Raw genomic sequence first — 17,536 nt, 5'->3', positions numbered from 1 at the left:
GTAAATAATCATTGTTTTCTGTACATTTGTGCTAATTATAAAAACGTGTTATGCAGAGTGAAACATCCTCAAAAAGTGAGATTTCTTTTGAAGATTTTAAGGCGCAGGTATTAAGTGATTACAAACTGGCGGTAACCAGCCGGGAATGTAGTCTCTTGGGAAGGCGGGAGGTACTTACCGGCAAAGCCAAGTTTGGAATTTTTGGTGATGGCAAGGAAGTGCCGCAATTGGCATGGGCAAAAGTTTTTGAAAATGGAGATTTCCGTTCAGGCTATTATAGGGATCAAACATTTATGATGGCAATTGGCGCTCTTAATATCCAGCAGTTTTTTGCCGGCTTATACGCCACTACAGATATTGACCAGGAACCCAGTTCGGCCGGAAGACAGATGGGAGGGCATTTCGCCACCCACAGTTTAAAAGATGATGGGACCTGGAAAAACCTTACCGAACAAAAAAATTCCAGTGCAGATATTTCTCCTACTGCAGGACAAATGCCTAGATTACTGGGGCTTGCACAAGCATCTAAGATCTACCGGAATGTGGAAGGCATAGATTCAGAAAATTTTTCTAAAAATGGAAATGAAATAGCCTGGGGAACTATTGGTAATGCCAGTACCAGTGAAGGATTGTTTTGGGAAACAATTAATGCTGCCGGAGTACTTCAGGTTCCAATGGTAATGAATGTATGGGATGATGAATATGGGATTTCTGTACATGCAAGACACCAAACTACAAAACAGAATATTTCCGAAGTATTAAAAGGTTTTCAGCGGGATAAAGGAGAAAATAATGGCTATGAAATTTTTGTAGTCAACGGTTGGGATTATCCTGCTCTTATAGACACTTATGAGAAGGCGAATAAAATCGCCCGTGAAGAGCATATTCCTGTTTTGATCCACGTCCAGCAACTTACCCAGCCGCAAGGGCACTCCACATCGGGTTCTCATGAGCGGTATAAAAGTGAAGAAAGACTGCAATGGGAACGGGAACACGACTGTAACAAAAAGATGCGGGAGTGGATGATAGAAACCAATATAGCTACAGATGAGGAGCTTCAGAATATTGAAAAAGATATTAAGAAGCAGGTAAGGGATGGTAAAAAAGCAGCCTGGGAAGCTCATACAGCTCCTGTCAAGAATAAGTTGAAGGATGTTATACCTGTACTTCAAAGAGTTGCTGAGAGCAGCCAGAACAAAAATTTTATTCTTCAGTTAAAAAATGAACTTCAAGGGAACAAGGAACCTCTAAAAAGAGATATTCTTGTTGCAAGTCGAAAAGCACTTAGATTTTTAAGAGGGGAAGAATCTCCGGCAAGACAGGAGTTACTGAACTTTATTGAAAAATATACTGAAGAGGTGCGGCCACAATACAGCAGTCACCTTTACAGTTCTTCAGAGTTTAATGCTCTTAACATCGAAGCAATTGCTCCTTCTTATGACGAAAATGCTGAAGAAGTAGACGGAAGGCTTATTTTGAGAGATAACTTTGATAAGATCTTTGGAAAATATCCTGAAACTCTCATTTTTGGAGAGGATACAGGAGAAATTGGAGATGTCAATCAGGGCCTTGAAGGCCTTCAGGAAAAATACGGGGAATTGCGAATTGCCGATACAGGAATTCGTGAAGCAACTATCCTGGGACAGGGAATTGGAATGGCAATGAGAGGTCTGCGCCCAATCGCCGAAATTCAATATCTGGACTATCTTCTTTATGCCTTGCAGATCATGAGTGATGACCTGGCTACTCTTCAATACAGAACAAGAGGAAAGCAAAAAGCACCGCTCATTATAAGAACACGTGGTCATCGCCTGGAAGGAATCTGGCACAGTGGCTCCCCCATGGGTGGTATCCTTCATTTAATTCGTGGAATACACGTCCTGGTCCCAAGAAACATGACCAAAGCGGCAGGTTTCTACAATACATTGCTGGAAAGTGATGAACCTGCTCTCATTGTAGAATCTCTAAATGGATATCGTCTAAAAGAGAAAATGCCAAATAATCTTGGAGAATTTAAAACTCCACTTGGTGTAGTGGAAACTATGAATGAAGGTGATGATATTACTTTAGTTTCCTATGGATCTACCTTGCGACTCGTTGAACAAGCTGCACGTGAACTTCAGGAAGTTGGGATAAGCGCCGAAGTTATTGATGTGCAGTCTTTGCTCCCTTTTGATCTTAATAAGGATATTGTAAAAAGCGTAGAGAAAACTAGCCGACTTCTCGTCATAGACGAGGATGTTCCGGGAGGCGCTTCGGCTTATATTATACAAAAGATAATGGAAGAACAGGACGCCTGGAAATATCTCGACAGTAAACCTCAAACTCTTACTGCAAAAGATCACAGACCTGCCTACGGGACAGATGGAGATTATTTCTCCAAACCTTCTGTAGAAGATATTTTTGAGAAAGTGTATGGCATTATGCACGAGTCCAATCCTGCGCAATTTCCCCAATTGAAATAAAGCAATATTATTACATTCTAAAGGCCACCTCTTTAAATCAAGACGTGGCCTTTTTTTTATTTCCAGGTAAATTTTGAAATTCTTATCCCTACGTAACAATCATCATTGCAACCATAGGGACTAAATCCACAAAGTATCATCACTCCGGTTTCATTTGTTTCAAAATAGACCTCATTTGTGTCTGGATCCACAGTCAAATATTGAGAAATACAGGTTTTATAAAGATCATCCATTGAAAGAGGTGGTGCACCGGCAGTATGGCTTCCAATTTCTTTACGGGAAGTTTCTTCATATGTATCAGTAATAGTTTTAATTCCGTTTTCATCGGAAATAATAAAGGCCTCGTAATACCTGCCAATTACTTTACCCTTTTCCACGATAATGGTTGTCTCACTTCCCACTCCCGTCCACGATTCCTCTAAAAAAGTGTACTCGTAGGAATTACCGTTCTTCTTCTTTAAATCATCCCAGGCGGCTTTGCTCTCCCTGAAATTATAGCCGTTTTCCCCTTCTTTAAAGATATTTTCCCTTACAGAATCCAGGCTGCAGGAACTAATAAACAGCAAAAAAGGCAGAAAGAATAAGGTGTAGATCTTCTCCATAAGTTTTAGATTTATACTTAAATTTAAACAATCTTCAGAAAAGAATTACAGGATTAACTAATTTAATTTCAGGTACTTACAAACTTGCAATTATATTTCATAATAACTAAAACAGGAATAAAATTGGAAGATTAATTGAAGAATTCAGAACAAAATTCACAAATAATTACATCCAGTGCTTTTCCGTACTTTCAATTTTGTAAAGCAGGTAGTTATTTAATGCCTCAATTTTGTCCTTCTTTACCATTGGAAACTGAATATCCCCTCCGGCCGAATGAAAAGTTAGATAGACAAGTCCCCTTCTTTTGTACCAAACTGGTTGAGATACAGAAATTGCCTGTAATCTGAATATTTCCAGATATTGCTCCTTCTTCATCCAAACACCCGAATACCTAATTAAAAACTCTTCAGAAACGCCCAGTTTAAGGTTTCGATAATAGAGAAAATTATAAAAAACCAATAAAAGTAAGTAAGCAGCAGAAATTAATAGGAACCAATAAACAGTCACCATTTCTACGTAATAAAGAAGAAATCCACCTACTATGATTAATGGAAATAATCCCCGCGAGATTTTCTTTAAAAGCAAATATTTACTCGGAAGAACAGTAAACTCTTCCTGGATCCTGTTTTTGTAAAAATATTCCTTAACCTGGGAGACTACTTCGGGTGGTAAGCCTACAATTTTAATCTGGTTCTTCTCAAGATCATTTTCGCTACTGGCTAAAGAAATTTTTACCTGGTAAAGCCGCATTGCCTTTTGAATAGGGTTGGTCAAGACTTGCAAAAGCTGAATTCGGCTTGCACGTAGATTTACTTTGGTGTTATTTCTAAGGCCCATTTCCACCTGTAATGTATCCCTGAATTTTTGCAGGTGGAGCCCAAAATATTTGATAACCGTCTCTCCTACTGTAAATAACATCCCAACGACCAACAGGAAAATAATTAGCATGAATTTCCCCTGCGCCCAATAAATTTGTGGCTCCTGAAGTTGAGCAGACAATTCATCATTGAACATAAATTGCTCCCGCAGGGTAAAATAAAATGCTATAATTATGCCTACTCCCCGTAAATAGTTAGAAGTAAGACCAAGCTTAATAAGCGTTAATAAGCTTACTTCATGTTCCCACTCAGGTAGCACTTTAGAAGTAGAAGTCTTTTCCTCACCCATTTCCGGGGTCAAATCTTCTTCCTGTACTGCTGCCCTCTCTTCTTCAGCATGAGCCATGAGCAGGTCTGCCAATGCATTGGCTCTTTCTTCTGAAAGTGCTTTGATTTCAACCTCCTTATCCTGACTGCCCGCTGTCTCCACTACCACACTGTAAACACCAATAACGCGCTGCAGAATATTTCTGCGGAAATTCACCTGTTGTATCTTCTGAAACGGAATATTAATAACATCGGTCGAAAAAACCCCTTTTTGAAGCACAAATTCTTCATTCTTTTCATCGATATGGAACTTGAAATTCAGAAAATATTTGATACTATATCCTAAACTGAGTATTAGCACTAAAATAAGTCCTGCTCCTGCAAGTAACATAGTACGCTGGTCCACTTCCTTAAACGCAAAATAGAAAACTACGACCCACAGGTTACGTGCGATGTGGTAAAGAGACGTCGCAAAGATGAGCACAAGCCCTACAATCGATTGCCGTTGTGGCTCAGTAAAATTATAATTAGGCATGATGGTATATTCGTCCAGAAATTTCCTCTTTTACAGAAATTGCAGTTTGAGGTTTAATTCCCGGAACACTTACATCACTTCCCGAACCTCCGGCAGTGAAAACCTTTACCGTAGAAATCTTCAGCATTTTATCCAGAAAAGAACGCTCTACAGAAACGTGCTGAATTCTGTTGAAAGGCACAACCGTAGTTCGTTCGAAAAGAAATCCGCGTTTAAAAATAATATCCTGTTCCCGTAAGGCGTAACCACTTTTTTTCACATACATAAGGTTATTAAAAACTGTCCATCCAAAAATGAGTAAAATGAACACTCCTGCCCAAATGATATAATTGTGGAATTCTGGGGAAGAAAATTTATATGCTACAATTAATCCCACGGCAAAAATCAGGAAGGAAATTGTAGTTCCTATCTGTAGTTTCACCAGGTATTTTTTCGAAATGGGATGCAGCTCGACTTCTTCATACCTGGGAAGCGCCGCTACATCTACTTCAAAATTTGAAAATTGTGGGGTGCTTATGGGATCCATTTCTTTTCAAAATTAGGTTTCCTTTTCTCTAGAAAAGCATTGCGACCTTCTTTGGCCTCATCGGTCATATATGCCAGTCTTGTTGCTTCTCCCGCAAAAACCTGCTGGCCCACCATACCGTCATCGGTAAGATTCATGGCAAATTTCAACATTTTTATAGAGGTTGGTGATTTTGCCAGGATCTCCTGCGCCCATTCATAGGCAGTGTCTTCCAATTCATCATGAGGAATTACCGCGTTGACCATTCCCATTTCATAAGCTTCCTGGGCCGAATAATTTCTGCCCAAAAAGAAAATTTCGCGGGCTTTTTTCTGTCCTACCATTTTTGCCAGGTAAGCAGATCCATATCCACCATCAAAACTTGTGACATCGGCATCAGTCTGTTTAAAGATTGCATGCTCCTTACTCGCAAGAGTAAGATCGCAGACTACATGAAGGCTATGGCCTCCACCTACTGCCCAACCCGGAACCACTGCAATAACAGCCTTAGGCATAAATCTTATCAATCTTTGCACTTCCAGAATATTGAGCCGGTGCATCCCGTCTTCGCCCACATATCCTTGATGACCACGCGCCTTTTGATCTCCGCCGCTGCAAAAACTGTACACCCCATCTTTAGAAGAAGGGCCTTCGGCGGTTAGTAATACGACACCTATGGAAGTATCTTCCTGGGCATCGTAAAATGCATCATATAATTCGCTGGTAGTTTTAGGCCTAAAAGCATTTCTCACGTCGGGTCTGTTAAATGCAATTCGTGCAACACCATTCGATTTTTTATAGGTGATATCTTCATATTCTTTAGCTGTTTTATAATCTGGCTTGGTCATAAGTATCTAATTTTACTCAAAAATAGGATTTTTAAAATTCTTTATTCCCCTAAAAGATCAATAGCTGTAAAGCTTATAAAAATCTTATCTTTCAGCTTAAGTATAATAAAAATTGTACAGTTTTTGATTCTAAGTTTCAAACAGCAAATCAAATGAAAAAACTCCTCCTATTGACAGGACTTTTTTTGACAATCTGCGGGTATTCACAGGAATTTGATACCTCAAAGAGTTTATATATTGGCGCCCGGGAAGTACGTCCCAGTCTTTCCAAGCCTGTAAAAGAATTATCTGAATCAAAATTCACTCTAATGGAGGTCAACTTTGATAAAAAAGATGAAAAGAGACAGGTGAATCTAATAGCCATGATGGAGCAGCAGCGCTTTGAAAAAGAAAAAGGCATAGTTGAAATGGAATCACCCATGCCCGGACTTAGCACCGGGGAAAAGTCACTTATTGAAGTCACCAATGATATAAGAATTCACGACCGCAGTTCTAACTTTGATATCTATACAGGTAAGAAAAAAATTCCGGCATATGAAGAAATGCAGTCCCCTATTTTCCGTCAGAATTACACCCCTTTCTCAAGAAGAAGATATGGTTCTCCGGGAGTTTACTACAACCCTTATTTAAGGTAAATTCCTTCCTCTTTAATATCAACCTTTCTTTGTTTATAAAGATTTCCAAGGGCACGTTTAAAGCTTTTCTTGCTCATTTGGACCTCTCTTTCGATCTCTTTAGGTGAGGATTTATCGGTAAGTGCGAGAAAGCCGCCTTTTACCTCCAACAGGCTAAGAAGCTCCTGCGCATTAGGTTCTATACTACGAAATCCCGGGCGCTGCAGAGTAATATCGATCTTTCCGTCTGGTCGTGTTTTCTTGACGAAACCTTTTAACCTGTCACCAACATGAAGTTTTTGAAATACATCATCCTTGTATAGTAACCCCTTATGAATCTCATTTACAATAACATTCCATCCCAATTCCGTAGGATTAGCTACTATGAGATCTACTTCTTCAAAAGCTTCAACTGTTAGCTGAGAATTATCCAAAAATGCGTCTACTTTATTAGAACCCACTAGCCTGCCGGTAAGTTCATCAAGATAACAGAAGATAAGATAACGTTCTCCTTCCCGCATTTTCATTGCCTGTTCCTTGAATGGCACGAAAAGGTGTTTTTCCAGCCCCCAGTCCATAAAAGCTCCTATCTCGCTCACCTCTGCACATTTCAGGTAACCAAATTCATCCAGCTTCACGAAAGGTTTAAGAGAAGTGGCAACAGGCCGCTCTTCGTGGTCAAGATAAACAAAGACTTTAAGCTCATCCCCTATCTCAAATGTTTCCGGTTTGTATTTATTTGGCAACAAAACTTCATTCCCATCATCGTCTTTTAAAAACAATCCTGGTTCTGTGTCGCGATCGATCTTTAATGTGTGGTATTCTCCAATGGCAAGCATAATCTAATTTTTGGCAAAGTTACTTATAATAAACGGCTATTTTACGAAGCTGAAATATTCCAGCAACACCTCGTCATTCACTTTTCTCGGAGTGAAGATCTCCAGAACTCTCGGGTTTTCTGAGGTATCAAAAAAGCCATTTAGAGCCTGTTCTATTTCTTCGGAAGTATTAGCCTCTGCATAGTCAAAGCCAAACATCTCGCAAAGAGGCCTGGCATTGAGATCATGAACGGTCTCGAAATATTTATCAAAAGTTTCGGTGTTCTTGTCTCCGGGAAGTATCCTGAAGATCCCTCCTCCCCGGTTATTCAGAATAATTATTCTGAAGTTCTTCGGAATATAATTGTTCCAGAGCCCATTGCTGTCATAAAAAAAGCTAAGATCGCCGGTGATCATCAACACCGGCTCTTCTGAAACCATTGCAGCTCCTACAGCTGTCGATATACTGCCATCAATGCCGCTGGTACCACGGTTACAATAGATCTTCAGGCTTTCTTTCCACCTGAACAGCTGGGCATACCGAATAGTAGAACTATTCGCCAAGTGCACAATATTATTTTCGGGCACTGCGGGACAAACGAGCTGCATCGCCTTAAGGTCGGAATAAGGGATCCTTCCCATATAATCCTCATGCTTCACTTTCCTCCTGCTTCTCACCTCCTGCCAGTATTCTGTGTAATTGCTTTCTGAAATTGCAGTTAGTGGAAAGAACTGGCTAAAGAAACTGTTCACCGAGGTCTCAAAATGCTTGTTCAGGCAAAAGAAGGTGTTATATGCCTTTTTTGGATCCACATGCCAGTGCTGCTTTGGCTGGTAATTCCGAAGGAAAGCCTTGATCTTTTTGGACACGATCATTCCGCCGAAAGTAAGAAGGATCTCCGGCTGCAGGTTGTCGAAAAGCTGGTCACGATTCTCATCTTTTTCGATAGGACCTACAATGGTGTCAATTCGGGTGAAAAACTTCTCCTGCTGCACATTTGAAGTGGTTTCGGTAAAAACAATCACCGAAGGATCATTGGCCAACCGGTCGAGGAACTCCTGCTCCACAGCATTTGGTGCCGAAACCCCTACAATCACCATCTTCCTCTTTGCCTTATTCCAAAGATCTGCATAAGCCTGCAGCTGATTTCTCGAATAGGTCCTTTCAATGATCTCCGGCAGGATCTGAATAGGATTCACTTCTACATCTTCTACCGTCCCGTACAAAGGTTCGTAAAACGGAACATTGATGTGCACCGGACCTTTCTCCTCAATGGCTTTATTCAGCGCCAGATTGATCTCCCGCTCATTATGCTTCTGAGACTCGAATTGTTTCTGCTGAAGCTTTTTATCTGTCGCCTCATTTTCCAGCACTAATTCTGAATGCAGGTTAGCCGAATATAAAATATGGTTCTCAAAAACGTTCTTTTGACGTATTGTTTGTCCGTCGCCTATATCAATGCGCTCTACGGGCCTGTCGGCAGAGATCACCACCAGCGGAATGTCGCTGTAAAAGGCCTCGGCCACCGCCGGATAATAATTGAGCAATGCCGATCCTGATGTACAAACCACTGCAACGGGTTTTTGAAGTTGCTGTGCCATTCCTATGGCGACAAAGGCGGCGCAGCGTTCGTCAACCACGCTGAATGTTTTTATGTTTGGGTGATATGCAAAACCATTGGTAAGGGGTGCATTCCGGGAACCGGGAGAGATCACCACGTGGTGAATTTCCTTGGCTTCGCAGAGTGCGACAATAGATCTTGCAACAGGTATTTTTGGGTATTTCATTTTATATTTTTTGTCAGACCTGCAAGGTTTCCAAAACCTTGTAGGTCTAAAAATTCTATTTCAACAACACTTTCTTCATCGTCTCCGCCTTGTTCACTGTTTCCTGCCATTCATCTTCGGGCACAGAATCTTTGGTAATCCCGCCGCCTATATAAAGAATAGCGGTGCCATCTTTAATTTGCATACAGCGCAAATTTACATATAGATCAGTTTCTTTTTTTACAGCACGATACACAAGATTCTCAACATTTCTCCTGGTCCTGCTTCGTTGTAAATTTTTCTGCAGATTGAGCTCTCCCAGAAATCCGGTGTAGAATTCTCTGTCGTAATTTTCTTCTGAAAGTATAAATTCTTTCGCTTTTTCCTTTGGTAATCCGCACACGGCTGGAGTTGGATGAAGGGCTGATATTATTTTTTCTGCTGATCCAGGATTATCTTTTGGAATTTGGAATCTGGAATTTGGAATTTTCCCATTTATATCGGTTCGCAAATGCAGTAAATTCCCCGCCCTGGCAGTATAAGGTTCTGAAATTTCCAGATTTTCCACTCCGGAAGCTTTCAGGTTTTCCACAATAGAGTCCGTAACAAATTGCTGTTCCTGTTTTTCCTTTTCGCCCCATTTTACATCTGTGGTGCCATGATATTTCTGAGTTCCCGCGAGGGCCATGGTTTTAAAGCGGTTGCCTTCAATTTTAAGCAGGGTTTCGGGTGTTGCACCAAGCCAGCATCCGACTTTTGGATGATACCAACAGTAAACAAAGGCTGCAGGATAAGTAATAAGCAGATCCTTAAAGAGCTTCAGGGGATCTTTTTCTTTAAGTTCTACTTCTTCCCTTCGGGAAAGCACCACCTTCTCCATTTCTCCGGCTTTTAAAGCCTCAACTGCTTTCGTCACCAGTTCAATATGGACTGACTTTTTTTCTTCAGAAATTTGCCCTTTTTGAGAGGTAATGGGAGCTGGAACTTCTTCAGAAAGTACCTGCTCAAAAATGAGCTTTTCCGAAGCATTTTCAGGAATAAGGATGGAATTTTCAGAGATGTCAAAAGGGGCAAAAACAAACCCGCTTTCGGAAAAATCCTTTGAATGATAAAGTTGTTCATCCTGCTGAAGAAATGCGGTGACTTCAATTCTTTTTCCGTTACGAATTGGCTTCCGGTATGCTACAAAAGGTAAACCTGAGGCATATTGCCTCTCCAGCCGATCAAAAAATTCAGCTTCAGGCATTGTCTTTCTTTTTCGGAAGAGTAATGGTAGTCAGTTTTACCACTGAGATAAGATTTTCAGCTTCATCTGTGATCCTGATGTTCCAGAGTTGAGTGGTACGACCTTTATGTAAATAGGTGGCTTTGGCGTAAACAAAACCTTCAGAAATACTTTTTATGTGATTGGCAGAAATTTCGATTCCGCGCACGTAGTAATCATCGGTGTTTAAAAACACAAAGCTGGCCATGCTACCTACAGTTTCGGCCAGAGCGACGGTCGCGCCTCCGTGCAGCACTCCATCTGGCTGATGGACCTTTGGAGTCACGGGCATTTTCGCGATGAGATAATCTTCCCCGACTTCAGAAACCTCGATATCAAGAGTTTCCATGAGGGTGTTTTTGCATATCTTTTTCAACAGCGCGTGAGTTTCCTCTTTGGTCATAGCAAATAGATTGGTTTCTTTGTAAAAGTACAAAACCATCAGATAATATGGATGAAAAGCAGGTTTCTTATCGCGCTACCAATACCTATAGCACGTTAAACGAACTCACAGACAAAACTGAAAATGTCTGGGTGGTCTTCCATGGGATTGATTACCTGAGCCGCTATTTTCTAAAATACTTCCGCCACCTCAACCAGGAAAAGAATTACATCATTGCGCCACAGGCGCCATCAAAATATTACCTCAACGGCAAATATGAGCACGTCGGAGCTTCCTGGGCTACTCGTGAGAATACTGAGCTGGAAATTGAGAATGTGCTGGCATACCTCGATGAGGTCTATGAAAATGAAGGTCTCAAAAAGGCCAAAAATCTTGTGCTTTTTGGATATTCTCAAGGTGTCTCTGTCGTAACCCGGTGGATAGCGAGAAGAAAGATCAGCCCATCACAACTCATCCTGAACTCCGGAAGAATTCCGATGGAATTAAAGCCCGAAGATTTCGTTTTTTTGAATAGTACAGAGATCTCTTTTGTCTATGGCACTGAAGATCCTTTTGTCAACAAAGAATTTCTTAAATCGGAAGAAAAGAGGATACGCGAGCTATTCCCAAAAAACCTGAAGTTTATTCCTTTTGATGGTGGGCATGAAGTGAATCAACAAGTCATTATCAAACTGGCGGGAGAATAATTTTTAGAACAGATTCAAGAGTCAAGAGACAAGAATCAAGACTTTTTAAAAGAGAGGTCATCCTGACCTTGTTTCAGGATCTAAGGGGGATTCTCAAATACTGTTGGCGTGGATTTGCAATCCGTGCAGAATTCTGATCTTCCCCACCCCGACCTTCGGCCACCCCTCCGAAGGAGGGGACTGTTCATGAGAATGTCATTTATAAAAAGATGCAGCGTCATCCTGAACTGTTTCAGGATCTCAGGCGGATTCTCAAATGCTGTTGGCGCGGATTTGCAATCCGTGCCGGGGTCTACCTTCCCCACCCCGACCTGCGGCCACCCCTCCGCCGGAGGGGACGATTCAAAAGAATGTCCTTTAAAAAAAAATGCAACGTCTTCCTGAATTTATTTCAGGATCTCAAGCGGATTCTCAAATGCTGTTGGCGCGGATTTGCAATCCGTGCCGGATTCTGATCTCCCCACCCCGACCTGCGGCCACCCCTCCGACGGAGGGGACGATTCAAAGAAAAAGAAGCTGAAACTCCCGAAGTGTCGGGACAGCTTAACGTGCTGAAAAAAAGAAATAAAAAAAGCGCTGCCATTTGGCAACGCTTTTATATTTCTTCCAGCTCCTCCCCTTATTAAGGGGAGGTTGGGAGAGGTCTTATTTTACTTCTTCGAAGTCAACGTCTTCTACATCGTCACCTTGCTTGGAGTCACCTCCGGCTTGTTGCCCTCCGGCCTGCTGACCGTTCTGAGCTCCTGGTCCACCTTGTGGCCCACCTGGTTGTCCGCCTTGCTCGGCTTGTGCTTTGTACATTTCTTCTGAAGCTACCTTCCATGCCTCATTGATCTTGTCCAATGCAGGCTGAATTGTATCAACTTCTTTTGTTTCATAAGCTTTCTTCAATTCTTCCAAAGCGTCTTCGATTGGCTTTTTCTTATCATCAGAAAGTTTATCACCAAATTCTTTCAGCTGTTTTTCAGTCTGGAAGATCATAGCATCAGCTTCGTTAAGCTTATCTACTTTTTCTTTGGCTTTTTTATCGGTTTCAGCATTTGCTTCAGCTTCCTGCTTCATCTTTTGGATCTCTTCTTCAGTAAGACCGGAAGAGGCCTCGATTCGAATATCCTGAGATTTACCTGTAGCTTTATCTGTCGCGCTTACTTTGATGATACCGTTGGCATCAATATCAAAGGTAACTTCAATTTGAGGTGTTCCTCTTGGCGCCGGTGGAATTCCGTCAAGGTGGAATCTACCAATTGTTTTGTTGTCATTCGCCATTGGACGCTCTCCCTGTAGCACGTGGATCTCAACAGAAGGCTGATTATCGGCCGCAGTAGAGAACACCTGTGATTTCTTGGTAGGAATGGTTGTGTTAGACTCAATAAGCTTGGTCATTACACCACCCATAGTTTCAATACCAAGAGAAAGCGGAGTAACATCAAGAAGCAATACATCTTTAACATCTCCTGTAAGTACACCACCCTGGATGGCAGCACCAATTGCCACTACCTCATCGGGGTTTACTCCTTTTGATGGTTTCTTTCCGAAGAACTTCTCAACTTCTTCCTGGATCTTAGGGATACGGGTTGATCCACCAACAAGAATTACCTCGTCAATATCACTTTTTGAAAGTCCGGCATCACTAAGCGCTTTTTGCACAGGATCCATGGAACGTTTCACCAAAGTATCGGCTAATTGTTCGAACTTAGATCTTGTCAAAGTCTCTACAAGGTGTTTTGGTCCACTTGCAGTAGCAGTTACATATGGTAAGTTAATTTCAGTTTGAGAAGAAGAGGAAAGCTCAATTTTAGCTTTTTCAGCAGCTTCCTTCAAACGCTGAAGTGCCATTGGATCTTTTCTAAGGTCAATATCTTCAGCTTTTTGGAAAGTATCTGCAAGCCAGTCGATGATAACTTCATCAAAATCGTCACCTCCAAGGTGCGTATCACCATTTGTAGAAAGTACCTCAAATACTCCATCTCCTAATTCAAGGATAGAAATATCGAATGTACCACCACCAAGGTCATATACAGCGATCTTTTGATCCTGTGATTTTTTATCAAGTCCGTAAGCCAGTGCAGCTGCAGTTGGTTCGTTAATGATCCTTCTAACTTTAAGACCTGCGATCTCACCGGCTTCTTTTGTAGCCTGGCGCTGAGAGTCATTAAAGTAAGCTGGTACGGTAATTACCGCTTCGGTCACATCCTGTCCAAGATAATCTTCGGCTGTTTTCTTCATTTTCTGAAGCACCATCGCAGAAAGTTCCTGGGGAGTATATTTACGTCCGTCGATCTCCACACGCGGAGTGTCGTTGTCCCCTTTTACTACTTTATAAGGAACTCTACCTGCTTCCTTAGAAACTTCGGAAAATTTGTTCCCCATAAACCTCTTGATAGAGGAAATAGTTTTTTGCGGGTTTGTTACAGCCTGCCGCTTTGCAGGATCCCCTACCTTTATTTCGCCTCCTTCAACAAAAGCGATAACAGAAGGAGTAGTTCTTTTTCCTTCGGCATTAGGAATTACCGTTGGCTCGTTACCTTCCATTACGGCAACACAAGAGTTGGTAGTACCTAAGTCGATTCCAATTATTTTACTCATAATTCTATAGGTTGTTATTTATTATTTCTGAATTTTTTCAACAACCTCTTAAAGTCAATCTTTATGCCAGCAGAAATTATATGACAGGATGTCATTTTTGGCACCTAAACAATGGATTTACCTACCTTTTTTGTCAATTAGATTTATTCTATATTTCCTGAAGGGATTATTACCTTTGCCGCCTAAAGTTTGAGAATGGAAAGTATCAGCGTTTTTGACATGCTTAAAATAGGAGTTGGTCCTTCCAGCTCCCACACCCTTGGCCCTTGGAGGGCCGGCGAAAGATGGATCGTGGAATTAAAGGAAGCTGGAAGATTTGATCTGGTTGAAAAAATTACGATCAATCTTTATGGTTCTCTTTCCCTTACCGGAAAAGGACACGCTACAGACCTGGCTTCGGTCCTGGGGCTTTTAGGCTATGATCCTGTCACAGTTCCTGTAGAAAACATTGATCCCGAGATCAATAATATTAAAACATTTGGCCGGCTTAACCTTAACGGGGAGCGCACTATCGACTTTGATCTCGAACACGATATCGTCTTCAATAAAAAATTCCTGCCTTTCCATCCCAACGGAATGAAATTCACTGCGCTGCTTTCATCCGGCAAGACCACCTCCTCCACCTTTTACTCTATTGGCGGCGGATTTGTTGTTAAAGAAGAACGCAAGAACGCAAAAAAGCAACTTCAGAAGTTTAAGCACTTTCCTTTTCCTATTGTAAAAGGAACAGACCTCGCCGCTTTCTGTAAACAGGAGAATAAAAAGATTTCTGAAATAGTTTATGAAAATGAAAAATCTCTTCGGACTGAAGAAGATATCGATGCCGGACTCAAAGCTATATGGAATGTGATGCTTGAATCAATGTATTTAGGTTGTCATACCGAAGGAACTCTACCGGGCGGTTTGAATGTACGCAGAAGAGCTCCAGATTCTCACAAGAAGCTTATAGGAGATCTTAATTACGATTCCCCCGAAAAATGGATCGAAGCCATTCGAAAAACTGAAGTGAAGTTCCGCTCAATTTTAAAATGGGTGAGCTGTTTTGCGTTGGGAGTGAATGAAGTCAATGCTTCTTTGGGCCGTGTGGTAACTGCACCAACAAATGGAAGTGCCGGAGTAATTCCTGCTGTTTTGATGTACTATTTAACCATAGAAAATCACGATGCCGGTTTTGAAAAGATCAAGCAATTCCTTTTGGTAGCAGGAGAAATTGGAAGCCTGTTCAAGAAAGGTGCAACCATTTCTGCTGCAATGGGTGGTTGCCAGGCAGAGATCGGGGTCTCCTCCTCCATGGCCGCCGGAGCACTTACTGAAGTTATGGGCGGTACTCCCGAACAGGTTATGATGGCAGCAGAGATCGCTATGGAACACCACCTCGGCCTCACCTGTGATCCCATCGCCGGACTAGTACAAATTCCATGTATTGAAAGAAATTCCATGGGCGCCATCAAAGCTATCAACGCCGCCGAAATGGCCATGGACGCCGATTCTATTCATGCTAAAGTTCCACTTGATAAGGTAATCGAAACCATGTGGGAGACAGCGAAAGACATGAATTCGAAATACAAAGAAACTTCAGAAGGTGGATTGGCAGTGAGAGTGAGTTTGAGTGACTGCTAGAACCACCCCGCCCTTCGGGCACCCCTCCTTGAAAAGGAGGGGAACAATAAGAAGTCGTTAGCGACTTCACCTAACGGCTCCACATTTTAGATAAAAATTTAATTCCTGCCACAGGCAGTGTGGACGCGAAGCGGAACAAAGTGAAAACAAACTCCTCCACCTGTGGAGGGTTTCGCGCAGCGAAAATGTCTCAAACAGCTCCTCTCCTTTTTCAAATAGGGGTGGCTCCGCCGGGAGGCGGAAACGGGGTGGTCAGGTGCTACTCCTGCCGCAGGCAGTGTGAACGCGAAGCGGAACAAAATGAAAACACACTCCTCCACCTGTGGAGGTTTTCGCACAGCGAAAATGTCTCAAACAGCTCCCCTCCTTTTTTCAAGGAGGGGTGGCAGGCGATAGCCTGACGGGGTGGTCAGGCGCCACACCAGCGCAGCGGAAATTGTCCAAACTTTTCTATTTGAAAATTTTCACCTTTGGGACCCGCTATCTACAAGTTGCAGCCAACCACACTTAAGCTTTTTTTTATAGAATGATTGGAATTTGGGATTTGAGATTTGGTATTTACCTTAATAGTACTCCCTTTCCTACCTGCTTTTAACTCTCCTTTATAGGTCTACCGTGTTATTTATAAATAACTTAAACAACCTAAACCATAAGAAGTTATGAAAGCAGCACAGGTCCAGGAGAAAGGTGGAGATTTTGTAATTGTTGATCTTGAAAAACCAATTCCAAAAGAAAAAGAAGTACTCATAAAAGTAGAGGCATGTGGCATTTGTCACAGTGATGCCTTTGTAAAAGACGGTACCTTTCCCGGTATCGAATACCCCAGAGTTCCGGGACATGAAGTAGTAGGTATTGTGGAAAAAGTGGGAGAACAGGTGAATATGTGGAAAGAAGGCCAGCGGGTAGGAGTAGGCTGGCATGGAGGGCACTGCTTTGAATGTGATCCCTGCAGGCGTGGTGATTTCATCAATTGCGAAAATGCCAAAGTAAGCGGAATCTCTTATGATGGAGGATATGCCGAATATATGACTGCACCTCAGGAAGCTGTTGCAGCTGTTCCAAAAGAACTTTCTTCTGAAGAAGCCGCTCCTTTGCTCTGTGCAGGAATCACTGTGTTTAATGCGCTTCGGAATTCCGGAATAAAACCCGGCGACCTGGTGGCAGTCCAGGGAATTGGAGGTCTCGGTCATCTTGCTGTTCAATATGCGGTAAAAATGGGGATGCGAACAGTTGCAATATCCCACAGCGATAGTAAAAAACGATTAGCCAAAGAACTGGGAGCCAAACATTTTATTAATACCGCCAATGAAGATCCTGCCGAAGCCCTTCAAAAATTAGGAGGTGCCAGATTAATTTTAGCCACTGCACCTGTTAGCGAAGCCATTACGGCAGTGATAGGTGGTTTGGCGATAGATGGAAGGGTACTCATGGTTGCAGCAACAGGAGAACCTGTACAGGTCTCGCCTATGCAGTTATTAATGGGACGTAAAGGTCTTTCCGGCTGGCCAAGCGGTACAGCAAAAGATTCCGAAGACACTTTGAATTTCAGTGCCCTTACAGGTACAGTGCCAATGATCGAGGAATATCCATTAGATAAGGTTAACGAAGCTTATGCCCAAATGATCAACAACAAAGCACGTTTTAGAGTAGTCCTCAAAATGTAAAAATAAGAGTCGG

The 17,536-nt window shown here is 42.1% G+C and carries 14 protein-coding genes; 5 read left to right on the top strand and 9 right to left on the bottom strand.

Features of this window, described 5'->3' with window-relative positions:
* Window positions 1-50: 50 nt before the first annotated feature.
* On the top strand, window positions 51-2,465 hold the full coding sequence (locus OU683_RS07050) for an alpha-ketoacid dehydrogenase subunit alpha/beta (protein ID WP_268136656.1): 2,415 nt from the start codon (window positions 51-53) through the stop codon (window positions 2,463-2,465).
* Window positions 2,466-2,521: 56 nt separating this feature from the next.
* Here the strand turns inward: OU683_RS07050 and OU683_RS07045 are convergent, their stop codons facing one another.
* The 4 genes from OU683_RS07045 to OU683_RS07030 form a co-directional block, all read right to left on the bottom strand.
* A complete protein-coding gene (locus OU683_RS07045) occupies window positions 2,522-3,067 on the bottom strand; it encodes a hypothetical protein (protein WP_268136654.1) in 546 nt (181 codons plus the stop codon).
* A gap of 166 nt (window positions 3,068-3,233) precedes the next feature.
* The gene (locus OU683_RS07040) at window positions 3,234-4,748 is read right to left on the bottom strand and encodes a PH domain-containing protein (protein ID WP_268136652.1); all 1,515 of its coding nucleotides are present in this window, start codon (window positions 4,746-4,748) and stop codon (window positions 3,234-3,236) included.
* On the bottom strand, window positions 4,741-5,274 hold the full coding sequence (locus tag OU683_RS07035) for a PH domain-containing protein (RefSeq protein WP_268136650.1): 534 nt from the start codon (window positions 5,272-5,274) through the stop codon (window positions 4,741-4,743). Before OU683_RS07035 ends, OU683_RS07040 begins: the two co-directional genes overlap by 8 nt.
* Window positions 5,262-6,101 (bottom strand): 1,4-dihydroxy-2-naphthoyl-CoA synthase, encoded by an 840-nt coding sequence (locus OU683_RS07030; RefSeq protein ID WP_268136648.1) that lies wholly within the window; start codon window positions 6,099-6,101, stop codon window positions 5,262-5,264. Before OU683_RS07030 ends, OU683_RS07035 begins: the two co-directional genes overlap by 13 nt.
* A 152-nt stretch (window positions 6,102-6,253) precedes the next feature.
* Between OU683_RS07030 and OU683_RS07025 the strand changes: the two genes are divergently transcribed.
* Entirely contained in the window at window positions 6,254-6,736 is a 483-nt protein-coding gene (locus tag OU683_RS07025; protein ID WP_268136646.1) for a hypothetical protein, read from the top strand.
* On the opposite strand, the gene OU683_RS07020 is transcribed toward OU683_RS07025, so the two are convergent.
* From OU683_RS07020 to OU683_RS07005, 4 genes are read right to left on the bottom strand one after another with little or no spacing between them, the layout of a single operon-like run.
* A complete protein-coding gene (locus tag OU683_RS07020) occupies window positions 6,724-7,554 on the bottom strand; it encodes a CvfB family protein (RefSeq protein WP_268136644.1) in 831 nt (276 codons plus the stop codon). The two genes, OU683_RS07025 and OU683_RS07020, sit on opposite strands and share 13 nt — an antisense overlap.
* A gap of 36 nt (window positions 7,555-7,590) precedes the next feature.
* Window positions 7,591-9,321, bottom strand: a complete 1,731-nt coding sequence (menD, locus tag OU683_RS07015; RefSeq protein WP_268136642.1) for a 2-succinyl-5-enolpyruvyl-6-hydroxy-3-cyclohexene-1-carboxylic-acid synthase — start codon at window positions 9,319-9,321, stop codon at window positions 7,591-7,593.
* A gap of 55 nt (window positions 9,322-9,376) precedes the next feature.
* Window positions 9,377-10,546, bottom strand: a complete 1,170-nt coding sequence (locus tag OU683_RS07010) for a chorismate-binding protein (RefSeq protein WP_268136640.1) — start codon at window positions 10,544-10,546, stop codon at window positions 9,377-9,379.
* Window positions 10,539-10,967, bottom strand: a complete 429-nt coding sequence (locus OU683_RS07005) for a PaaI family thioesterase (protein WP_268136638.1) — start codon at window positions 10,965-10,967, stop codon at window positions 10,539-10,541. The genes OU683_RS07010 and OU683_RS07005 overlap by 8 nt, the downstream gene beginning before the upstream one ends.
* A gap of 47 nt (window positions 10,968-11,014) precedes the next feature.
* Here OU683_RS07005 and OU683_RS07000 point away from each other — a divergent pair, with 47 nt between their 5' ends.
* Window positions 11,015-11,653 carry an alpha/beta hydrolase gene (locus OU683_RS07000; RefSeq protein WP_268136636.1) on the top strand — a complete coding sequence of 213 codons (639 nt, stop codon included), beginning with the start codon at window positions 11,015-11,017 and terminating at the stop codon, window positions 11,651-11,653.
* Window positions 11,654-12,298: 645 nt separating this feature from the next.
* Here the strand turns inward: OU683_RS07000 and dnaK are convergent.
* A complete protein-coding gene (dnaK, locus tag OU683_RS06995; protein WP_268136634.1) occupies window positions 12,299-14,239 on the bottom strand; it encodes a molecular chaperone DnaK in 1,941 nt (646 codons plus the stop codon).
* A gap of 195 nt (window positions 14,240-14,434) precedes the next feature.
* Between dnaK and OU683_RS06990 the strand changes: the two genes are divergently transcribed.
* Window positions 14,435-15,859, top strand: coding sequence for an L-serine ammonia-lyase (locus OU683_RS06990; protein WP_268136632.1), 1,425 nt, complete (start codon window positions 14,435-14,437; stop codon window positions 15,857-15,859).
* A 659-nt stretch (window positions 15,860-16,518) separates the two neighbouring features.
* Entirely contained in the window at window positions 16,519-17,523 is a 1,005-nt protein-coding gene (locus OU683_RS06985) for an alcohol dehydrogenase (RefSeq protein WP_268136630.1), read from the top strand.
* Window positions 17,524-17,536 lie beyond the last annotated feature (13 nt).

It is taken from the genome of Salinimicrobium sp. TH3, assembly GCF_026676115.1.
Taxonomy (GTDB): Bacteria; Bacteroidota; Bacteroidia; order Flavobacteriales; family Flavobacteriaceae; genus Salinimicrobium.
This window is presented reverse-complemented; position numbering and strand designations above follow the sequence as displayed.